The organism is Streptomyces alkaliterrae, from assembly GCF_007097205.2.
GTDB classification, from domain to species: domain Bacteria; phylum Actinomycetota; class Actinomycetes; order Streptomycetales; family Streptomycetaceae; genus Streptomyces; species Streptomyces alkaliterrae.
Window position 1 is genome coordinate 1 of sequence record NZ_VJYK02000019.1, and the last position, 20,979, is coordinate 20,979.

Here is a 20,979-nt window from a genome sequence, read left to right on the forward strand (position 1 = left end):
CCACCACCCCCGACCGCGCCACCGCCGATCCCGCCGCAGCTCATCCCGGCGCAGCTGATCCCGGCGCAGCTGATCCCGGCGCGGCTGATCCCGGCGCGGCGGCCGACGCCGCCACCGAGGCCATCCTGACCTCCCTCCACGGCCCGGAGCGCGGCGTTGTCGTCAACTCCCCGCCGGGGGCCGGCAAGTCGACGCTGGTGGTGCGGGCGGCCCGCGAGCTGGCCGCCGCCGGACGCCGGCTGATGGTCGTCGCCCAGACGAACGCCCAGGTAGACGACCTCGTGGACCGGCTGGCGGCAGCCGACCCGGCGTTGCCGATCGGCCGGCTGCACAGCACCGAGGCGCGCGCCCACGACCCGGCCGCGCCCGACCTGACCCGCCACCCCGCCGTGCGGATGTCCGCGAAGCCGGCGGACCTGCTCGGCATGGACGTGGTGGTCTCGACGGCCGCCAAGTGGGCGCACGTCAAGGACGTCGAGCCCTGGGAGTACGCCATCGTCGACGAGGCGTACCAGATGCGCTCCGACGGCCTGTTGGCGGTGGCGCGGCTGTTCGAGCGCGCGCTGTTCGTCGGCGACCCCGGCCAGTTGGACCCGTTCAGCCAGGTCGGCACCGAGCAGTGGGCCGGGCTGTCCTACGACCCCTCGATGAGCGCGGTCGCCACGCTGCTCGCGCACAATCCCGGGTTGCCGCAGCACCGTCTGCCGGTCTCCTGGCGACTGCCGGCCTCGGCGGCGCCGCTGGTGTCGGGGGCGTTCTACCCGGACAACCCGTTCCGCAGCGGCACCGGGCCCGGCGACCGGCGGCTCGCCTTCGCCGCCGACGCCGACGGCTCGGCGACGGACCGGGCGCTGGACGTCGCCGCGGAGGCCGGTTGGGCGCTGCTCGAACTGCCCGCCCGCCGCACGCCCCGCACCGACCCGGAGGCGGTCGCGGCGGTCGCCGACGTGGTGCGGCGGCTCCTGGAGCGCGGGGGCGAGACGGTAAGCGAGCGCTCGTCCGAGCCCGCGCCGCTCACGGCCGACCGGGTCGCCGTCGGCACCGCCCACCGGGACCAGGCGGCGGCCGTCCGCGCGGCGCTGGCCGCGCTCGGCGTCGAGGGCGTCACGGCGGACACGGCGAACCGGCTCCAGGGGCGGGAGTTCGACGTCACGGTGGTGCTGCACCCGCTGTCGGGGCGGCCTGACGCCACGGCGTTCCATCTGGAGACGGGCCGGCTGTGCGTGCTGGCGTCCCGGCACCGGCACGCGTGTGTGGTGGTGTGCCGGGCGGGAGTGGCCGAGCTGCTGGACGCGTACCCGGAGGTGGAGCCGGTCCGGCTCGGCGTGGACGTCCGCTTCCCGGACGGCTGGGAGGCCCACCAGGAAGTCCTCGCCACCCTCGCCGCCCACCGCGTCGGCCAGGACTGAGAGACCCGGGCGCGACCCGTCCCCGAGTCCGTCACCTCCCGGCTGCCCGCCGCAGGCGGGACAATGGAGGGAACGGTCGTTCCGACCCGCCACCACACGGAGGTGTCTTCATGCCAGAGCCGCATCCGGCTCCGGACCCGCGCGGTGCCGCCCCGCGCTTTCGCCGCCCCGCGCCGCTGACGTTCGAGCCCCCGGGCGAGTCGGCGGACCCCGAGCGCTTCTTCGACCTCGAGTCGATCGCCGACCCGCGTGAGCTGCTGGCCAGGTCCACGCAGCTGGCCCTGGCGTTCCGTGCCGCCGCCGACAGGGCGGTGGAGTTCCAGGCGATGGCGGCGGCCCAGCTCGCCGACCCCGGCCGCTTCGACCGGCTGCCGGACGCGGCCATCGCCGAGCGCGCGGACTGGACGGAGGACTACGCCCGCAAGATGGTGGAGTTCGGCCGCGAGCTGATGCGGAACCGCCCGGTGGACTGAGCCGTCCGCCGCGATTCCCGTGTTCTCCGTGTTCTCCGGTTTTACCGTGTTCCGTCTTTCCGCGTTCCGTCTCCACGGCCCCGCCGGTTGGGTACTCCTGGGGGGGATGCCCAGCGTTCCGAGCTCCCAGCTGAGCCCGTCCGGCGCGGCCTGGCTCGCCTCGGCCTGCGACCTCCCGAGCAGCGCCCGGGCGCTGCGGGCGGCCCGCCCGAACGCCCCGCACAGGTGCCCTGCGGTGTCGCGTTCGACGTGGTCAGCGCCCCCGCGCTGGTGGGCGGGGCGATCCTGGACGGAACGCGGTCGCGGGGCCCGGGCAGCGGCCCGGTCGCCCTCTGCGCGGGGCGCCTCCTGCTGTTCACCGGCCCCGGCGAGACCGGTCGACTCGCCGACTCGTGGCGCCCGACCGCCCCGCGCCCTGGCTGCCCGACGCGGACGTGCCGCTGCGCCACTGCCTGCGCGCCGCGCGGAGCAGCCACCGCGCCCGGCCCCCGTCCGCAGGACCCGTACCGGCTGACCACGGGATATCGATTTCCGGTTCCCCGGATCCGGGTGCTATCGTCTACGACGTCAGCAGGCGCCGCTAGCTCAGTTGGTTAGAGCAGCTGACTCTTAATCAGCGGGTCCGGGGTTCGAGTCCCTGGCGGCGTACTCCATCACCAGGTGATGCTGGGCCTTTCCGGGCGACCGGAAGGGCCCAGAGCTGTTTCCACGGCCGATTCGGCGGCGGGCCCGCTCCTCACGACTCGGCCCCCTGCGGCGCCAGCGCGACAGCACCCGCGTAGCCCTCGTCGACCGCCACGTCCGCCAGTCGCCAGCCGTCCGGCCCCGCGGCGGGTGTCGGGCCGCTGCCGACGTAGTCCAGGTCGAGGTTCCGGCCGAGCCCGGTGCCGATGCCCTTGAGATAGGCCTCCTTGCGCGCCCACGTCCGGGCGAAGGCGACCGGCCGTTCGGCCGTCGGCAGCTCGGCCAGCTCCTTCGCCTCCCTCGGGTGGAGGCTGCCGGCGACTTCGTCGACCGTCCGGGCGCGCGGCAACCGCTCGACGTCCGCGCCCACCGGCGTCGCGGCCAGAGCGATCAGCGCGAGGTCGCCGCTGTGCGACAGGGAGAAGTGCGGGCCGCCCCCGGCGAGCGCGGGGCGCCCGTGCGGCTTGTCGCAGCACGGGCACGGCTCACGGACCATTTCGACCTTCTCCGGCGGCACGTCCGCACGGACTCCGAGCAGCAACCGCAGCGCCACGTGCGCCCCGGTGTAGAGCACCCGGTCGGACTCGCTTCGGAACGCGGCCGCCTGCCGCCGCTCGGCGTCACTGAGCACATCGGACGCACGCGGCAACTCGGCCACATGCCGCCCGGGCCGCACCAACCACACCTCCGGCCTGTCGGCCGAGAACTCCGCCGCCGGCGGAGGTACGAGGAGCGACGTCAGCTCACGGGGCGACAGAGGCGGCACGGACAACAGCACACCCGTCACCCTAATGGGCGCCCCCTCCCCCATACCGCAGCTTTCCGGCCACTCGCCCACCGGAATCCGCCACCGCTTCAGCCCGGGACGCCGGGGCGGGCTGTTCAGCCCGCAGCGGGGGCGCCCCCGACCGGAGGCCGGGGGAGGGACCGGGGCAGCCCCCGGCCCCGCCTCAGCTTCGCGTCACCTGCACGTTCCAGTCGCCCGACGCCGACCGTCCCAGCACGCTCACCCGCACCTCACCGTCGTCCACGGAGATGCTCTCCCCCACCCCCAGCGGCGCGTCCGCCAGCGACGGCTGCACCGAGCTGCCCTGGCAGGCGGAGCTGTCGGGATGCCCGTCGAGGACTTCGATGGGCCCCTGCGCGGAGGCGGTGTCGCTGCGCACCCGGTAGACCAGGGCGCCGCTGGTGCACACCCCGGCGTCGTTGCCGAGCGGTTCGCGGATCTCGATCGCCAGCGCCTCGCTCGCGCCCGTGCGCACCACCACCATGCGGCTGCCCGCCGCACCTCGGCCGGTCGTCCCGGCCCGCTCGGCGGGTGCGGCCAGCGGCACGAGGGTGTGCAGGGTGGTGCCGGGCCGGGCGACGCAGTCGATCTGGTGGTCGTCCAGCCAGCCGAGCTTCCACTTGTGCCAGCCGAAGGGGTCGGGCGCGAGCCCGAACTGGCTGCCCATGAGGTCCCAGTCGCCGACGTGGGTGTCCCAGTCGCCCTTGCCGTCCTCGGGCCGGTTGTAGAGGTCGGGCAGGTCGAAGACGTGCCCGGTCTCGTGCGCGAGGACGTTCCGGTCGGCCGGGAACTTCTCGAAGAGCGTGACGAGGCGGCGCAGTTCCACTCCGTCGGCCCGCAGCGGCTGCTGGAGGTTGACGACCTTCGTGGCGTCGGAGTCCACGCCGGGCGCGCTCGGGTCGGCGACCAGGTACACGACGTCGTAGCGGCTGAAGTCGACGTGCGGGTCGGTGACCGCGACGGCGTCCCGCAGGTAGGCGGAGCGGCTGCCGCTGCGCCAGTCCCGCGCTATGTCGTACGCCGTCGACTCCCGGGGCATCTCCAGCCAGCGCGACACCGGGTGCGGTCGCAGGGTGAACCGGCCGTAGGAGGCCCGCTCGAAGAAGTCGCTGGTGGCCGGGAAGTAGTCCCGGACGAGTTCGTCCGGGGTGTGGGAGGGGGGAGAGTCGGGAAAGGAGAGGAAGAGCATGACGGCGTCGACGGTGCCCTCGGGCTTGACGTAGGAGGCGTTCCAGGTGTCCAGCCCCAGGGAGTGATGGGCGTCGGTGCGTTCCAGTGCGCACGGGTTGGCCGTCGGCTGTTGCCGCAGCGGGCCGGCCATGGAGGCGGTGCCTGCCACGGCCGCGAGCGCCGTCAGTACGGACAGCGGTCTGCGCAGCCGGCCGGTTCGCGCGGCAGGTGTGCGGACGGAGCGCTCGGTTCGCACCGGGACCTCCCGTGACGAGTGGGGACACCCTCACCTTGTTCATCCGCCGGCCACTCCCGCCTGTTCGACTACGCCGATCAGGTCCTGCGGCGGCACGCCGCAGGAACGCGCCACACCACCCAATTGGTCACTCTCCGTAAAAGTTTCCGGTGGGCTCCCCAAGGCACGGCGGCCTCGCACTGGCGTCCGCCTCTGTCCCCTGCGGGTGTGTTAGGGCACCCTCCGATGCTGGCTCCCACCCCGCAACAGCCCCTATGATCGGCAGACTTTCCAGCGACGAATCCCCTTTGGGAGCGATCGGTGAACGGAACGCGCCACAGCCCGTGCGAGGGCCCGTCAGCCACTGGAACAGGACACCTCTCGATCACGGAGAGTGACCTTCCTGCCTCGTTCATCGCCCAGGCCCCGAGCCGTGAACGGGAGGCCGACTTCCGGGCCGCCTTCCACCTCGCGGAGTTCGCGATGGCCGTGGTCTCCCGCAGCGGCCGGATCAACACCGCCAACCGCGCGCTCGCCGCCCTCTTCGACACCTCCGCCCGCCAGCTCGCCGGCCTGCCGGTGACCGAACTGGCGGGAATCGGCCAGAGCGCCGGCGCCCGCGAGGCCTGCCAGGCGGTGCTGCGCGGCGAGAGCGAACGCATGCGCTGCCGTCGGCGGCTGAAGCAACCGGACGGCCAGCCGTTCTGGGCGGAGGTCACCCTGGTCCCACTCCGGCGCGACGGTTCGGCGCTGCTCACCGTCACCGACGTCAGCGAGCGGCGCGACCTCCAGGAACGACTGCGCCACATGGAGATGCACGACCCGGTGACCCGGCTGCCCAACCGCGCGCTGTTCTTCGAACGCCTCTCCGCGGCGCTCACCGACAGCGCGACCGGCCGGATCGGCCTGTGCTACCTGGACCTCGACGGCTTCAAGGCGATCAACGACACCTACGGCCACCGGGCCGGCGACGAACTCCTCGACGCCGTCGGGCAGCGTCTCACCCGGATCGCAGCGGGGGGACCTCGGGGCGGCCACCTGGTCGCCCGGCTCGGCGGCGACGAGTTCGCGGTACTGGTGGAGGACTCCACCGGAGCCGACCAACTGACCGCCCTCGCCCAGGAACTGCAGCGGGTGCTGGAACGCTCCTTCCAGCTCGCCGGCCAGCGCATGGACGTCTCCGCGAGCATCGGCGTGGTGGAACGATCGTGCATCGGGACCTCCGCGACCGAGCTGATGCAGGCCGCCGACACCACCCTCTACTGGTCGAAGGCGGACGGCCGGGCCCGCTGGACGCTCTTCGATCCCGAGCGCAACGCCCATCGCATGACCCGCCAGGCCCTCTCCAGCACGCTGCGCCGTGCGATCGACCGGGGCGAGTTCGCGCTGGAGTTCCAGCCGATCGTCGGACTCGCCGACGACTGCCTGCGCGGCGTCGAGGCGCTGGTGCGCTGGCGCCACCCGGAACTCGGCACCCTCGGACCCGGCCAGTTCATCGGGCTGGCCGAGGAGAACGGTTCCATCGTCCAGCTTGGCCGCTGGGTGCTGGCCGAGGCCTGCCGCCAGGCCCGGCGCTGGCAGCAGGAGCACACCGGCACCCCGCTCTACGTCTCCGTCAACGTCGCCGTCCGCCAGGTGTGGGACTCCGACCTCGTCGCCGACGTGGCGATCGCCCTCGAGGAGAGCGGCCTACCGGCCGGCCTGCTCCAGCTCGAACTCACCGAGTCGGCGGTGATGGGCTCCGGCGGCCGACCCCTCCAGTCGCTGCGCGCGCTGTCCGCGATGGGCGTGCGCATCGCCATCGACGACTTCGGCACCGGCTATTCCAACCTCGCCTACCTCAGCCGCCTGCCCGTGCGCGCGCTCAAGCTCGACGGGACGTTCGTCAGCAACTTCCGGCTCGCCTCCCAGCGCAGCCGCGCCGACGAGACCATCGTGACCTCGCTCGTCGACCTCGCCCACAAGCTCGGCCTCACCGTCACCGCCGAGTGCGTCGAGGGGCCCGCCCAGGCCGACCGGCTGCGCCGCATCGGCTGCGACACCGGCCAGGGCTGGCACTACTCCAAACCCGTTCCCGCCGAACGGATCTCCGAACTCCTCGGCGCCTGACGCCGACCGCACCACTGCCCGGTCAGCGGGTGAAGAGGGCACCGAGGGCGGGGCAGCGGGGTGGGGTGGTGACGAGGCCGAGGGCTTCCCAGACCGTCACCTGGTTGGCGGTGAGGACCGGCTTGCCCAGGGCGGACTCCAGCTCGGTGACATGGGCGGCGGTGTGCAGGGCGGTGTCGGGGAGGAGGACGGCGTCGGCCTGGGGGTGGTCGCCGGCGCGGGCGAGCGCCAGCACCTCCTCGCGGCGCCAGGTGCCGACCTCGGCGGCGGTGATGATGCCGGCGGCCCTGGCCGCGACGACCTCGATGTCGGCGGCCTTGAGGAAGGCGGCGAAGCGCTCGGCGACGTCGTCGGGGTAGGTGGCGGCCACGGCGACGCGGCGGGCGCCGATCGCGTGCGCCGCGTGCGCGAAGGCGAAGGAGGTGCTGGAGGCGGGCAGACCGGCCGTCGCGGAGAGCTCACGGACCTGCTCGCGCGCACCCTCCCAGCCGAAGACGAAGCTCGCGCTGGTGCACGCCCACACAACGGCCTGCACGTCGTGTGCCACCAACTCCCCGACACTGGCGGCCAGTCGGGCGGCCGAACCCATCTCCAGGAGGGCGTCCACCCGGTGGGCGTCCTCCCCGATGTCGGTGTGGACCAGCGGCAGCCGCACCTCTGCGCCCACCTCCCGCAGCATGCTCTCCAGCCTCGGGTAGTCGTCCTCCGCCGAGTGTCCGGGGTAGAGGAATCCGACCGACGTGGCCATGGGGCAGCTCCTTCGCTGGTCCTGGTTCGTGATCACGGTGGTGAATCGAGGACGGGTCACAGGGCGGGAGGCGGTCCCGGGTCCTCCGGGAGGGTGCCTTCGGCGGCGGCCTCCGCCGGGTCCGCCTCGCCGGTCGGCAGGCCGCTGCCGGCGAGCGCCTTGGGTTCCGGCGGGGCGGCCGGTTCGGCCGGCGGCGCGGCCGGCTGCGGCAGCGAGGCCAGCGATGCGGGGCCTCTTCGCGCGACCGGGTCGAGCAGCGCCTGGTAGGGCCCGACGGCCGTCTTGCCGATCCGGCTGAGCGCCGCCCACATGGTCACCTGGTTCGCCGAGACGACCGGCATCCGCAACTCGGCCTCCAGCTGCGGGATGACGTCGTAGGTGGGCAGGTTCGTGCAGCTGATGAACAGGGCGTCCGGCGAGCCGGTCACGGCCTCCCTGGCCATGCCCACCACGTCCCGGTAGGGCACCCGCCAGATGTGCCGGGTCAGCCCGAGGTAGCTGCGGCCGGTGACCTGGACGCCGGCCTCGGCGAGGAAGTCCTCCAGCGAGTCGGTGACCGACCTGGTGTAAGGGGTGACGACGGCGACCCGCCGCGCCCCCAACTCGGCCAGCGCGTCCAGCAGCGCGCCCGAGGTGGTGACCGCCGGGCTCTCCCCCGCCTGCGTCATGGCCAACCCCATGGCGTGCTCCCCGGCCCGGCCGGCGACGAACGAGCCCGACGTGCAGGCGTACGCGAACACCTCCGGCCGCACGGCGCTCAGCGCCTGGACGGCCTCCCTCAGCGTCTCGTGCTCGCTGACCAGCCGGGCGAGGTCGAGACTGACCTCCACCGGGACGAACGGAGTCCGGGTCAGATGGAGGGACACGTCGTCCGGCACCCACCGCCACAGCTCACGGTCGAGGGCGAAGTCGAAGGGCGCGACGATCCCGACGCCGCGTTGCGGCTCCGGGCCGCCGAGGAACGAGACATCCATAACGAGCCCCTAAGGACACACGCAGGGAGGCCTACGGCCGCACGGGCGTAAGCCAGGAACGGCCTTGGGCCGAAGAGGAAAAAGAAGCCGGACTGTAAGCCGGGACGCCGGGACAGATGCCTTTGTTGACGAAGGTAGTTTCCGATCCCTACCGTGGTCAATCCCGAGCACCCGACCGCATGATCCCGCTTTCTCCGGCCAGTCAAACCCGCCCTCGTTGCGAAATGGTTTCCCGTTGATGACACCGACAGATCCGCCGAGGCCGACCGGGGCGCGCCCGCCGCGCGTGCTCGTGCTCGACGACAGCCCGCGACCCGATCTGACCGCGCTCTCCGGTCGGGCCGAGGTGGCCTACGCGGACGCGTCGTCGCTGGCCGCCCGGCTGCCGACGGCCGACGCGCTGCTTGTCTGGGACTTCACCTCCGACGCGGTACGGCACTCCTGGCCGGGTGGCGGCGGCCGCCCGGGGTGGGTGCACACGGCGAGCGCCGGCGTGGACCGCCTGCTGCCCGAGCTGGCCGCCTCGGACGTGGTGATCACCAATGCCCGCGGCGTCTTCGACCAGCCGATCGCGGAATATGTATCCGGGCTTGTACTAGCAATGGCCAAGGATTTCCACCGCACCTGGGAATTCCAGCGGGAGCACGCCTGGCGGCACCGGGAGACAAAGCGGGTCGCCGGAACGCGGGCCGCGGTGATCGGTTCCGGACCGATCGGCCGCGCGATCGGCCGCACCCTAATGGCACTGGGTGTCGCGGTGGAACTGGTGGGCCGCCGGGAACGCACCGGCGACCCGGAATTCGGGACCGTCCGGGCCGCCGACGACCTCGACTCCCTGCTGCCCTCCGCCGACTGGGTGGTCTGCGCCGCCCCGCTCACGCCGGCCACCGAAGGACTGTTCGACGCCGCCGCCTTCGGCCGGATGAAACCCGGCGCGCACTTCGTGAACATCGGCCGCGGCCGGCACGTCGTCACCGCCGACCTGGTCGCCGCGCTGGAGTCGGGCCGGCTCGGCGGCGCCGCGCTGGACGTGCTGGAGGAGGAGCCGCTGCCGGGCGACAGCCCGCTGTGGCGGGTTCCCGGGCTGCTGATCTCCCCGCACATGAGCGGCGACACGATCGGCTGGCGCGACGACCTCGCACGGCAGTTCGTCGAGAACTTCGACCGGTGGGTGGCGGGCGAACCGCTGCTCAACGTCGTGGACAAGCACCTCGGCTACGTCACCGACACACCCTCCCCCGCAACGCCGACACCCGCCGGAGGTCCCCAGTGAGCAGCACCCTGCCGGAGCCGGGCACCACCCGCCGCCCGGCGCCGCCGGACGCCCCGACCGGGCTGGCCGCGCTGACCGCCGGTCAGCTCCTCACCGGCTACGCCTCCGGCGCCTTCTCCCCCGTCGAGGCCACCCGCGCGGTCCTGGAACGCGCCGAGCTGGCCCGGCGAACGGTGAACGCGTTCGTCCGGATCGACGCCGAACAGTCCCTGGAGCAGGCGGAGGCGGCCACGGCACGGTGGCGGCGCGGTGAGCCGGCCGGACTGCTCGACGGGGTACCCGTGACCGTGAAGGACATCCTGCTCCAGCGCGGCGGACCGACGCTGCGCGGCTCGTGGGCGATCTCCGAACACGGCCCCTGGGAGGAGGACGCCCCCGCCGTCGCGCGCCTGCGCGAGCACGGCGCGGTGCTGCTCGGCAAGACGACCACCCCCGAGTTCGGCTGGAAGGGCGTCACCGACAGCCCCCGCCACGGCGCCACCGGCAACCCGTACGACCCGACCCGCACCGCCGGTGGCTCCAGCGGCGGCAGCGCGGCGGCCGTCGCCCTCGGGGCGGGGCCGCTGTCGCTCGGCACCGACGGCGGCGGCTCGGTCCGCATCCCGGCGGCCTTCTGCGGGATCTTCGCCCTCAAGCCGACCTACGGGCGGGTGCCGATCTACCCGGCCAGCGCGTTCGGCACCCTCGCGCACGTCGGCCCGATGACGGCGGACGCCGCCGACGCCGCGCTGCTGATGGACGTGATCTGCGGCCCCGACACCCGCGACTGGTCCCAGCTCGGGCCGGCACCGGGAAGCTACCGCGAGGGCCTGTCGGACGGGGTGGCCGGGCTGCGGATCGCCTACTCGCCCGACTTCGGCGGCCGGGTCCGGGTCGACCCGGCGGTCGCGGCGGCGGTACGACGGTCGGTCGACGTGCTGGCGGAGCTGGGCGCGCACGTCGAGGAGGCCGACCCCGACTTCCCCGACCCCGTCGAGCCGTTCCACGTCCTGTGGTTCAGCGGCGCAGCGCGGGTCACGGAGAGCTTCACCGAGCGGCAGCGGGCCCGGATGGACCCGGGACTCGCCGAGATCTGCCGGGAGGGCGCGGGCTACTCGGCGCTGGACTACCTCGCGGCGGTCGACGTCCGCATGGCCCTGGGGCGGCGCATGGGGGCCTTCCACGAGCGGTACGACCTGCTGGTGACGCCGACCCTGCCGGGTACGGCCTTCGAGATCGGCCGAGAGGTCCCGGAGGGCTCCGGACTCACCCGCTGGACGGGCTGGACGCCCTTCACCTACCCCTTCAACATGACGCAGCAGCCGGCGGCGTCCGTGCCGGGCGGCGTGGACGCCGCGGGGCTTCCCGTCGGCGTCCAGCTCGTGGCCGCCCGCCACGAGGACGCGCTGGTGCTGCGGGCCGCCCACGCGCTGCTGACGGCCGGCGGCTAGCCGCCGCGGCTCCCCGGGGCGCTGACCCGGACCCCGTATCACCGCCCGACGGCCCCGCCGTGGTTCAGATGCGGCGGAAGTTGAGGGTTTCGCCCACGGCGCCGGTGCGCCAGAGGTCCTGGCAGGCGGCGGCCATCTCGTCGAGGCCGGAGACGACCGCGCCCCAGACGATGCCCGGCACCCACCCCGCGTCGCCGTTGATCAGCAGGTTGTTGCGTTCGTAGAAGAGGGCGAGGTCGACGACGGTCTGGCGGCCGCGGTGGTCGGCGGTGTCCTCGTATCCGTAGGAGGACGTGCCGAGCTGGGTGTCGGTGAACGTGAAGTAGCACAGGTCGCCCGGGATCGGGGTGATCGTCGGGTTCTCCAGCGGGGGTTCCCTCGTGGCGAAGGGGGGCAGCAGGGCGTAGATCTCGTTCCGGGCGTACTTGGCGTGGTAGACGTCCCCGCCGAGGGGGAGCGCGTCCCAGACGGCGGCGCAGGTGAGGGGTGCCCGGTCGTCCAGCAGCCGGGCGGTGCAGCTCACCCCGCGCTTGTCCAGCGAGACCTCGATGAAGCGGTCGGTCATCCGTGCCTCCGGGTAGTGGCTCTCGGCGATGGTGACACACGACGTGTCTGCCCGGCGGGAGGACATTCGACGCGGCCGGCCGTGCCCCGGTTTGCCGTCGGAGGGGGCGCGCGGGGTGCGTGGGGCGCGCGGAGAAACGGAACGGGCCCCCGTTCGCACGGGGGCCCGTTCACTGTCTGTGCGCCGCCAGGGACTCGAACCCCGGACCCGCTGATTAAGAGTCAGCTGCTCTAACCAACTGAGCTAGCGGCGCCTGATGACGTGCACCATGCTACCCGGTCCGGCGGGGTGCTCCGGACCGGCTGCGCCCGTCCCTGCTCAGATCGACAGCGAGAGCAGGACCGGGGCGGCCTGCTCGTTCAGCTTGCGCGCGGCGCTGCGCAGCCGGTGGGCGTGCTGGATGGGCAGGGACAGCGCCAGGCAGCCGACGGCCGAGCCGGCCGTCACGGGTACGGCGGCGCAGACCGTGCCGACGGCGTACTCCTGGAGGTCGAGCACGGGGACGGTCGGCGGCTGGCTGTCGAGCTGCGAGAAGAGCACCCGCTCGCTGGTGGTCGTGCGGGAGGTGAGGCGGATCGTGCGGTGGCGGGAGAGGTGGTCCCGGCGGCCGTCGTGGTCGAGCTGGGTGAGGAGGCACTTGCCGACCGCGCTGGCGTGCGCGGCGGCCCGGAAGTCGACCCACTCGTTGACGGCGGGCGTCTGCGGTCCGTCCGCGAACTGGGTGATCTTCACCTCGCCGTCCACGTAACGGCTGACGTAGACGGCGGCGCCGATCTCGTCGCGGAGGCTGGTCAGCGTGCGCTGCAGGCGCTCGCCGATCTGGGCGCGCCGGTCGGTGGCGGGCTCCAGCAGGCGGAAGGACTCTCCGGCGACGTAGCTGCCGTCGGCGAGGCGGTCCAGATAGGACTCGCGGGTGAGCATCACCAGCAGGTGGGCGAGGTGACCGGGCGGCAGGCCGGTCTCCCGGGCGAGCTGGTCCTCGGTCAGTCCGTCCGACCGGCGCGCGACCGATTCCAGCACGCGCAGGGCGTACTGGACCGACTGGAACGGCACGGCCGGTACTGGCTTGGGCGTCACGGTTGCCCCCTCGCAAGGTAGTGACCGCTTGCGTCGTGACCGTTGCCACCGGTCACGACCTCTCCCACGATAGCGCCCAACGGGCGGTGAGCACCTGGCTGTTGTCCGATAGGCATATGCCTCTGGCCTTGGCCTTTGCGCTCGTCCGCCCCACGGGCGGCACGGAGTGCCAGGTCGGCGCCACCGTGCCGCCCGAAGCGACGGGATCGAGCCCGCTACAGAACCGCGCTCAGGAACTCCCGGGTGCGCGGGTGGTCGGGGTCGTTGAACATCTTCTCCGGGCTGCCGGACTCGATGACCCGTCCCTCGTTGAACATCAGCACGTCGTCGGAGATGTCCCGGGCGAAGTTCATCTCGTGGGTGACGCACAGCATGGTGATGTCCGTGGTGTGCGCGATGTCCCGCAGCACGTCGAGAACGCCGGCGACCAGTTCCGGGTCGAGCGCGGAGGTCACCTCGTCCAGCAGCAGCACCTGCGGCCGCATCGCCAGCGCCCGGGCGATGGCCACCCGCTGCTGCTGGCCGCCGGAGAGCTGCGAGGGGTACTTGTCGACGTGCTCGGTGAGGCCGACGAGTTCGAGCAGTTCCCTGGCGCGCTCCTCCGCCTCCTCCTTGGACAGGCCCAGCACGTGCACCGGCGCCTCGGTGATGTTGCGCAGCACCCGCATGTTGGGGAACAGGTTGAACTGCTGGAACACCATGCCGATGTTCTTGCGCACCTCGCGGATGTGCTTCTCGCCGGCGGGGACGAGTTTGCCGTTCCGCTCCTCGTGGGTGAGGTAGCGGCCGCCGACGCTGATGGTTCCCTCGTCCGGCTTGAGCAGCGTCATCAGCAGCCGCAGGATCGTGGTCTTGCCGGATCCGGACGGCCCGATGAGGGTGACGTGCTTGCCGGAGGCGACGGTGAACTCCAGGTCGTCCAGGACGACGTGGTCGCCGAACCGCTTGGTGACGCGGTCGAAGCGGATCAGTTCACTGCCGTCCACCTTGGGGTTGACGTGGGCGAGTGCCTCGGGGACGCCCGGCGCGGCCTCGGGGGTCTGCGGCTTGCCCTCGGGGGTCTGCGGCTTGTCCTCGGGGGCGGGGTTCGGTGTGTCATTTGACAAGACGACGCTCCATGGCTCGGATCAGGAGGGAGGCCGGGTAGGCGATGACGATGAAGGCGATGCCGACGATCGTGTAGGCCTCGAAGGTGAAGGTCTCGTTGCTGAAGGCGCGCGCCTCGCCGAGCATCTCGAACGCGCCGATGACGGCGATCATCGGCGAGTCCTTGAGCATCGCCACGACGTAGTTGCCCAGTGCCGGCACGACGCGGCGGATCGCCTGGGGCAGGATCACCGCGGTCCAGGTGCGGGTGCGCGGCAGGCTGAGCGCGGTGGCCGCCTCCCACTGGCCGACGGGCACGCCGTCGATGCCGGCCCGGTACACCTCGGCGGTGTAGGTCGAGTAGTGCAGGCCGAGCCCGATCACACCGGTGACCAGCGGCGACATCGACGGTCCCCACTCCGGCACCACGTAGAAGAGGAAGAACAGCTGGACGAGCAGCGGGGTGTTGCGGATGAACTCCGTGATGCCCACCACCGGCCAGCGGATCAGCTTCACCTTCGACCGCTGGGCGATGGCCCACACCAGGCCGAGTGAGAAGGCGAGCAGGCTGCCGAGCACCAGCGCCTGGAGGGTGACGAGCACACCGTCCCAGAAGCGCGGCATGAAGTCGGCTACGACGTCCCAGTCCCAGTTCATCCGACACCACCCGCCGACTGCGGTCCGGCCTGGGCGCTCTCGCCCTTCGGGAGGGGCTTCCGCGCGGCCCGCAGGCCGCGGCGGGGCTCGGGGCGCTGACCGATGCCGGCCTTGGCGCGCCGCTCCACCAGCCGCATGCCCCGGGTCATGACAAACGCCAGGACGAAGTAGGAGACGAGCAGAAGCGTGTAGGCGGGCGCGCTCTCGTTGCTCGCGAGCCGGGAGAGGTTGGCGGCGAAGGTCATGTCGGCGACGGAGATGACCGACACCAGCGCGGTCCCCTTCAGCAGCTCGATCAGCAGGTTGTTGAACGGCGGGACCATCTCCGGCCAGGCCTGGGGGAGTTCGATCCGGCGCAGCCGCTGCGTCCGGGTGAAGCTGAGGGCGATGCCGGCCTCACGCTGCGCCGCCGGCACGGACTGGAGCGAGCCGCGCACGATCTCCGAGCCGTAGGCGCCGTAGGTCAGGCCGAGCGCGAGGATGCCGGCGGCCATCGGGACGAAGACCCAGCCGAACATCAGCGGGAAGGCGAACGCCATCCACAGCATGAACACCAGCGCCGAGGTGCCGCGGAAGACCTCGAAGTAGCAGCCGGCGACAAAGCGGACGATCCACAGGCGCGAGGACCGGGCGATGCCGATCACGAACGACACCAGCAGGGCGAGCGCCGCGCTGCCGAGGGTCACCTGGACGGTGATCCAGACCCCCGGCAGGAACCATTCGGTGAAGAGGGGCCACGTCATCCGCACAGCTCCTCTGCCGTCAGGTCGGTCATCTCGTCCTCGGTGAAGCCGAACGGGCCCACGATCTTGAGGAGTTCGCGGTTGTCGTTCGCCTTGAGCCGGTGGAGTTCCTTGTTGAAGGCGTCACGGAGGTTCCGCTCCGAGAGGCGGAACGCGAAGCCGCCGGCGCCGTAGACGGGTTCGCCGTCGATCTCGGGCTGGAACGCCTCCGTGTCCTCGGCCCTGGCGGCGTTGCGCACCACGCTGCGGACGGTGATCGCGGTACCGGCGAAGGCGTCGACCCGTCCCTGCACCACCGCGTCCAGGCCGGCGACCTGGTCGGGGAGGACGAGCACGCTCTTCACTCCGGCGGCCTTGGCGTTGCCGATCTGCGCGTACGCCTCGCCGCTGGCCAGCCGCAGCCCCTTCTCGACGATGTCCTCGTAGCGGGTGATGCCGTGCGGGTTGCCCTTGCGGACGATGAAGGCGTCCAGCATCAGGTAGTCGGGGTCGGAGAACAGGACCTGTTCGCAGCGGGTGGGGTTGATGTACATGCCGGCGGAGACGACGTCGAAGAGCTGCGCCTTGAGGCCGGGGATCAGCGAGCCGAACTCCGTGGGGACGGGTACGACGTTCTCCACCCCGAGCCGGTTGAAGATCACTTTGGTGACCTCGGGGGACTGGCCGGTCGGCTCTCCCTGGTCGTTGACGTAGCCGAAGGGCGGTTCGCTGGCGATGCCGATCCGTACGGTGCCCGAATCGCGCAGCCGCTCCAGGAGGTCGCCGCCCTCCACCTTCCCCTCGGCGGGTGCGCGGGAGCAGCCGGCGGCCGTGACCGCGCCCACGGTCAGCAGACCGGTGAGCAGCGAACGGCGGCTGAGCGGTCTGTGTCTGAGTGCCCGGAGTCCTGGTGTCTGGATCTGTGTCGGTGGTCGAGCCATGGGCGCGCGGCTACCCGATGTTCACGAGAACTATGCGGACGGAATCGCACGGAGACCGAGCTGTTGTGATCCAAATCACTGGAACAGTCCATTCCGGATGTCCCCGCCCCATTGACTTCCGGCCACACACGAGCCGTCACACCGCGGTGCCGAACGCGCGAACCGGGCCCTTCATTGGTATGGACTTTTTTGAACAACCCGCGCTAGCTTCGGAGTTGGTCTAGACCGCACGCCTCCCCCAAGGCGTGCCCACACACCCCCGTCCCACCGGGCCGGGGGCGACCCCATGCACTCAGGCCCTCCACCCCACAGGAGCGAAGCATGCGCAAGAAGATCTCCGCCGCCCTACTCGGCGTCGGCATGGCCGCCACGGCCGTGCTCGCCACCGGCGGCGGCGCCCAGGGCCACGGCTACAGCGAGGCCCCGACCAGCCGCCAGTCCCACTGCGCCAAGGGTGCGGTGACCAACTGCGGCGCCATCCAGTGGGAGCCGCAGAGCGTCGAGGGCCCGAAGGGCTTCCCGGCGCGCGGACCGCAGGACGGCACCATCTGCGCCGGCGGCAACGGCAGGTTCGCCCAACTGGACGACCCGCGCGGCGGCAACTGGCCGACCACCAAGCTGCGGCCGGGCCAGGGCTACACCTTCAACTGGCGGATGACCGCCCCGCACCGCACGAGCGAGTTCCAGTACTACATCACCAAGAACGGCTGGGACCCGTCCAAGCGGCTGACCAGGGCCGACCTGGAGCCGCAGCCGTTCATGACGGTCCCGATGGGGGGCCGCCAGCCGGCGTACAACGAGAGCCACCAGGGCACCGTCCCGACCGGCAAGTCCGGCAAGCACATCATTCTGGGCGTCTGGAACATCTACGACACGGCCAACGCGTTCTACGCCTGCGCCGACGTCGAGCTGTAGTTCCGCGCGTCACGCATGGGGCGAATCGGGCACTATGCCATGATTCGCCCCATGCGCACGCCCACCCTGGTCGCCGACGCCGGGCCCGAGACACGCGCCGGCGCCGACTCCGGGACCGACGCCGACTCCGGACCCGGCACCGAATTCGGACCCCACCCCGGACCCGGCACCGACTCCGGACCCGGCACCGACTCCGGACCCGGCACCGACTCCGGCCCGGACGACGAGGCCGTCGCCGTCGCCGTGGCCAAGGCCCGCGCCGCCCAGCTGCTGCTCGCGTTCCGGCACGGCAACCAGCTCGCCTTCGACGCGGCACTGTCCGGACTGGGCTGCGACGAACGCACCAAGGACCTTGTCGCGGCCCTGACGTGGGTGGCGAGTGACAGTGTCGGCCGGGCCTACCAGCCGGCCGTCGCCGACCGGGTGCTCGGCCGGCTCGCGCTGCGCGCACCCGCCGGCGAGCGCTGGGTGCACACCGACGAGGACGCCGCCCCCGACGTCGTGCGACTGCTGACGGCGGTGGACGAGCAGGACGAGGAGACGGTCCGGGAGCTGGTGCGCGCGACCCCGGACACCACGTTCGTACTCGGCAAGCTCGTCCAGGCGGTGGCGCTACTGCTGCCCGCCGTACCCAGGCCCTACCTGCGCCGGGTCCTGGCCGAGCTGACCACCGAGCCGCGCCCCTGAGGCGCCCGCGCGGCGGTGGTCGGAAGCACCCCCGATCATCAGGTAAGCTTCACGTCGTCGGCACAGGCCGGCGCGGGCGCCGCTAGCTCAGTTGGTTAGAGCAGCTGACTCTTAATCAGCGGGTCCGGGGTTCGAGTCCCTGGCGGCGTACCGGAGCAGAAGCCCTCGCTAACGCGGGGGCTTCTGCCGTTCAATCCCCCGATCGGGGGAAGACTCCGTGATTCCCGTCACCGCCGGGCACACCACCGTGCGACGGTGTTCGACGGGTGCGGCCAGGCCGCGTCGACCACACACCCGGCTCGCGCGATCCACGCCCCGCACCCAGACTTCCCCGTATACACACGCGCCCGTCGAAGGAGTCGATGTGAGCGTTCCCGTCACCGAACACAAGTCCCCGCGCGCGCCCGCCGAGCCGCGCGCCCACCGAGCGGTCCGCCTCGACTCGCCCGACCGCGACCGGCCCGCGCCGGGCCTGGCGGGCGACGGCGAGGAACACGACAACGAGCCGCACATCTGGCGCGGCATCGACTGACCCTCGACCGCCGCTGGACCGACGCCTCCGGCAACCGCCCCGGGACCGGCCCGACCACCGGCCGATCCCTGCCCGCACGGGGGCCGGTGCGACCGCACCGGCCCGGCACACCGGAGCCCGTTGCTTCTTGATCACGTTCGGCTCGAAGAATTCCGGCCTTCGCGGCCAAAGCGCACGTATCGCTCTTGCGATCATGTGAACGGTCCGAGAAGCTGACCCAGGGTCATCGGCCGCGTTCCCGCGTTCTCGGCTGGGGAGACCGAGCACATCGTGGAACCGGAACACCGTCGTCCTGTGTCCCATGAAACGGTCGTTACGCACACCGCGCCCGTTTCGGCCTACTCTTCTGGCATATGGTCCTGCCATCGGACCAGTACAAGCACACACGCACGGCGCGTATCGCGTGCGGGGGGATGGATAGATGACGTCGGAACCACGCCAGTCGCCGTCGCGTGATCTCGACGACCCGTCGCAGCAGGACGCGTCCCGGACGACCCGGCTTCGGGTCCCCCGCAACCGGTCCGGTGACAACGGCACCCTCGGCCGCGGTCTGCGCTGGCCGCGCAAGGCGCCGCCGCGCTACGACTACGAGCACTACAGCCGACTCGCCGGCCCGCTCACCCAACCGGACCCGAACAAGCCGTACCGGGTCAAGTACCGCAGCCTCATCGGCGACGAGCCCCACCGCATCCGCGCCGGGCTGCTGCTCGCCGCCGCCCCGCTGCTCTCGCTGGGCCTGTTCGTCTGGCTGATGCAGCCGCAGCACTGGACGACCCGCGACGAGGGCTCGGTCTCCGACCTCGTGCTCAAGCTCGACATCGTCATGCTCGTCGCGATCGGTCTGATCGAGTTGTTCCGCACGCTCAACGTGCTCTCCAACTCCCACGCGACGCTGGTCGCCCGCGACCCGATACCCGTGGTACCCGAGGCCGGCACCAGGGTGGCGTTCCTGACCTCGTTCGTTCCCGGCAAGGAACCGATCGAGATGGTCACCAAGACCCTGGAGGCGGCGGTGAAGATCCGCCACCGGGGCACCATGCACGTGTGGCTGCTCGACGAGGGCAACGACCCGGAGGTCAAGGAGGTCTGCCGCAAGCTCGGCGTCCACCACTTCAGCCGCAAGGGCGTGGCCAAGTGGAACACCGACAAGGGCGCCTTCCGGGCGAAGACCAAGCACGGCAACTACAACGCCTGGCTCGACGCCCACGGCGACGACTACGACTTCTTCGCCGGCGTCGACACCGACCACGTGCCGCTGCCCAACTACCTGGAGCGGATGCTCGGCTACTTCCGCGACCCGAACATCGGCTTTGTCATCGGCCCGCAGGTCTACGGCAACTACGACAACTTCGTCACCAAGGCCGCCGAGAGCCAGCAGTTCCTCTTCCACGCCCTCATCCAGCGGGCCGGAAACTTCTACGGCGCGCCGATGTTCGTCGGCACGAGCAACGCGGTCCGCATCAAGGCGATCAAGCAGATCGGCGGCCTGTACGACTCGATCACCGAGGACATGGCCACCGGCTTCGAGATCCACCGCGCACGCAACCCGGAGACCGGGAAGCGTTGGCGCTCGGTCTACACCCCCGACGTGCTCGCCGTCGGCGAGGGCCCGAACGCCTGGACGGACTTCTTCACCCAGCAGCTGCGCTGGTCCCGTGGCACCTACGAGACCATCCTCAAGCAGTACTGGAAGGGCTGGTACTCGATGCCGCCCGGCAAGCTGTGGAACTACACGCTGATGATCGTCTTCTATCCGATCTCGGCGATGAACTGGATCCTGGCCGCCATCAGCTGCGCCCTCTTCCTCGGCCTCGGCGCCTCCGGCGTGCAGATCGACCCGGTCATCTGGATGATGCTCTACGGCAACGCGTCCGCCCTCCAGGTCGGCCTCTACATCTGGAACCGCCGCCACAACGTCTCCCCGCACGAGCCGGAGGGCTCCGGCGGCCTCGCCGGCATGCTGATGTCCGCGCTCTCCGCACCGATCTACGCGCGCTCGCTGATGGACACCGTGCTGCGCCGCAAGAGCAAGTTCGTGGTCACTCCCAAGGGCGAGTCGGCCAGCCCCGACACCCTCTTCGGCACCTTCCGCATCCACCTGTTCTTCATCGCCGTGTTCGGCTCGTCGGCGATCGGCTCCTACTTCCTCGGCCACGACCACCCGGCGATGATCACCTGGGCGACGCTGGCGCTGCTGATCACCGCCGCGCCCATCATCGGCTGGCAGGTCGGGATGCGCGCCGAGAAGAAGCGCCGCAAACGCGCCCGGCGCGGCGGCGACCCGTCCGGCGACCCGTCCGGCGGGCAGCCGCCCCAGGCCCAGGGCACCGCCGGCGCCCCGCAACCGGCGCTGGCCGCCGGCGGTGCCGCCCAGCGGACGCAAGCGCTCGGCGGCGTCGGCGACCAGACGCTCCAGATCGACCTCCGGCAGCAGCGCCGTACGACGCCCCGGACGTGAGCACCCCGCCCCAAGGGCGACCCCGTAAGGAAACAAGAACCGCCCCG

19 protein-coding genes and 3 tRNA genes are annotated in these 20,979 nt (G+C 71.8%); 11 read left to right on the top strand and 11 right to left on the bottom strand.

Features of this window, described 5'->3' with window-relative positions:
- Positions 1-122 precede the first annotated feature (122 nt).
- The 3 genes from FNX44_RS03310 (at position 123) to FNX44_RS03320 (ending at position 2,530) form a co-directional block, all read left to right on the top strand.
- Complete coding sequence (locus FNX44_RS03310) at positions 123-1,409, top strand: AAA domain-containing protein (protein ID WP_143646431.1); 1,287 nt, start codon at positions 123-125, stop codon at positions 1,407-1,409.
- 110 nt (positions 1,410-1,519) lie between these two features.
- A complete protein-coding gene (locus FNX44_RS03315) occupies positions 1,520-1,882 on the top strand; it encodes a DUF8844 domain-containing protein (protein WP_143646405.1) in 363 nt (120 codons plus the stop codon).
- Positions 1,883-2,456: 574 nt separating this feature from the next.
- Positions 2,457-2,530 (top strand) — tRNA-Lys (locus FNX44_RS03320).
- 88 nt (positions 2,531-2,618) lie between these two features.
- On the opposite strand, the gene FNX44_RS03325 is transcribed toward FNX44_RS03320, so the two are convergent.
- Complete coding sequence (locus FNX44_RS03325) at positions 2,619-3,344, bottom strand: 4'-phosphopantetheinyl transferase family protein (RefSeq protein ID WP_323369039.1); 726 nt, start codon at positions 3,342-3,344, stop codon at positions 2,619-2,621.
- Positions 3,345-3,516: 172 nt separating this feature from the next.
- The gene (locus FNX44_RS03330) at positions 3,517-4,779 is read right to left on the bottom strand and encodes a M6 family metalloprotease domain-containing protein (protein WP_323369040.1); all 1,263 of its coding nucleotides are present in this window, start codon (positions 4,777-4,779) and stop codon (positions 3,517-3,519) included.
- Between the two features lie 300 nt (positions 4,780-5,079).
- On the opposite strand from FNX44_RS03330, the gene FNX44_RS03335 reads away from it, so the two are divergent.
- The gene (locus FNX44_RS03335) at positions 5,080-6,867 is read left to right on the top strand and encodes a putative bifunctional diguanylate cyclase/phosphodiesterase (RefSeq protein ID WP_143646407.1); all 1,788 of its coding nucleotides are present in this window, start codon (positions 5,080-5,082) and stop codon (positions 6,865-6,867) included.
- A 22-nt stretch (positions 6,868-6,889) separates the two neighbouring features.
- Here the strand turns inward: FNX44_RS03335 and FNX44_RS03340 are convergent, their stop codons facing one another.
- Positions 6,890-7,615, bottom strand: a complete 726-nt coding sequence (locus tag FNX44_RS03340; protein ID WP_143646408.1) for a maleate cis-trans isomerase family protein — start codon at positions 7,613-7,615, stop codon at positions 6,890-6,892.
- 56 nt (positions 7,616-7,671) lie between these two features.
- Positions 7,672-8,589, bottom strand: coding sequence for a maleate cis-trans isomerase family protein (locus tag FNX44_RS03345; protein WP_143646409.1), 918 nt, complete (start codon positions 8,587-8,589; stop codon positions 7,672-7,674).
- A gap of 238 nt (positions 8,590-8,827) precedes the next feature.
- Between FNX44_RS03345 and FNX44_RS03350 the strand changes: the two genes are divergently transcribed.
- Both FNX44_RS03350 and FNX44_RS03355 read left to right on the top strand, forming a co-directional pair.
- A complete protein-coding gene (locus FNX44_RS03350) occupies positions 8,828-9,862 on the top strand; it encodes a D-2-hydroxyacid dehydrogenase (protein WP_143646410.1) in 1,035 nt (344 codons plus the stop codon).
- Positions 9,859-11,292 (top strand): amidase, encoded by a 1,434-nt coding sequence (locus tag FNX44_RS03355; RefSeq protein ID WP_323369041.1) that lies wholly within the window; start codon positions 9,859-9,861, stop codon positions 11,290-11,292. Before FNX44_RS03350 ends, FNX44_RS03355 begins: the two co-directional genes overlap by 4 nt.
- A 64-nt stretch (positions 11,293-11,356) precedes the next feature.
- On the opposite strand, the gene FNX44_RS03360 is transcribed toward FNX44_RS03355, so the two are convergent.
- From FNX44_RS03360 to ehuB, 7 genes are all read right to left on the bottom strand, one after another.
- On the bottom strand, positions 11,357-11,857 hold the full coding sequence (locus tag FNX44_RS03360; protein ID WP_143646411.1) for a DUF3830 family protein: 501 nt from the start codon (positions 11,855-11,857) through the stop codon (positions 11,357-11,359).
- Between the two features lie 179 nt (positions 11,858-12,036).
- A tRNA-Lys gene (locus FNX44_RS03365) sits at positions 12,037-12,110 on the bottom strand.
- Positions 12,111-12,175: 65 nt separating this feature from the next.
- Positions 12,176-12,934: an IclR family transcriptional regulator gene (locus FNX44_RS03370; protein ID WP_143646412.1), complete on the bottom strand. Its 759-nt coding sequence runs from the start codon at positions 12,932-12,934 to the stop codon at positions 12,176-12,178.
- A gap of 215 nt (positions 12,935-13,149) precedes the next feature.
- A complete protein-coding gene (gene ehuA / locus FNX44_RS03375; protein WP_143646434.1) occupies positions 13,150-13,920 on the bottom strand; it encodes an ectoine/hydroxyectoine ABC transporter ATP-binding protein EhuA in 771 nt (256 codons plus the stop codon).
- A gap of 109 nt (positions 13,921-14,029) precedes the next feature.
- A complete protein-coding gene (ehuD, locus tag FNX44_RS03380) occupies positions 14,030-14,677 on the bottom strand; it encodes an ectoine/hydroxyectoine ABC transporter permease subunit EhuD (protein WP_143646413.1) in 648 nt (215 codons plus the stop codon).
- On the bottom strand, positions 14,674-15,420 hold the full coding sequence (gene ehuC / locus FNX44_RS03385) for an ectoine/hydroxyectoine ABC transporter permease subunit EhuC (RefSeq protein WP_143646414.1): 747 nt from the start codon (positions 15,418-15,420) through the stop codon (positions 14,674-14,676). Before ehuC ends, ehuD begins: the two co-directional genes overlap by 4 nt.
- A complete protein-coding gene (gene ehuB, locus FNX44_RS03390) occupies positions 15,417-16,340 on the bottom strand; it encodes an ectoine/hydroxyectoine ABC transporter substrate-binding protein EhuB (RefSeq protein WP_143646415.1) in 924 nt (307 codons plus the stop codon). Before ehuB ends, ehuC begins: the two co-directional genes overlap by 4 nt.
- Before the next feature lie 321 nt (positions 16,341-16,661).
- Here ehuB and FNX44_RS03395 point away from each other — a divergent pair, with 321 nt between their 5' ends.
- The 5 genes from FNX44_RS03395 to FNX44_RS03415 all read left to right on the top strand — a co-directional run bounded on the left by FNX44_RS03395 (position 16,662) and on the right by FNX44_RS03415 (position 20,932).
- The gene (locus FNX44_RS03395) at positions 16,662-17,255 is read left to right on the top strand and encodes a lytic polysaccharide monooxygenase auxiliary activity family 9 protein (RefSeq protein ID WP_143646416.1); all 594 of its coding nucleotides are present in this window, start codon (positions 16,662-16,664) and stop codon (positions 17,253-17,255) included.
- Positions 17,256-17,306: 51 nt separating this feature from the next.
- Complete coding sequence (locus FNX44_RS03400; protein ID WP_143646417.1) at positions 17,307-17,942, top strand: hypothetical protein; 636 nt, start codon at positions 17,307-17,309, stop codon at positions 17,940-17,942.
- Between the two features lie 76 nt (positions 17,943-18,018).
- Positions 18,019-18,092: transfer RNA gene (locus FNX44_RS03405), tRNA-Lys, on the top strand.
- 214 nt (positions 18,093-18,306) lie between these two features.
- Positions 18,307-18,474 carry a hypothetical protein gene (locus tag FNX44_RS03410; protein ID WP_153506788.1) on the top strand — a complete coding sequence of 56 codons (168 nt, stop codon included), beginning with the start codon at positions 18,307-18,309 and terminating at the stop codon, positions 18,472-18,474.
- 421 nt (positions 18,475-18,895) lie between these two features.
- Positions 18,896-20,932, top strand: a complete 2,037-nt coding sequence (locus FNX44_RS03415; protein WP_143646418.1) for a glycosyltransferase family 2 protein — start codon at positions 18,896-18,898, stop codon at positions 20,930-20,932.
- Positions 20,933-20,979 lie beyond the last annotated feature (47 nt).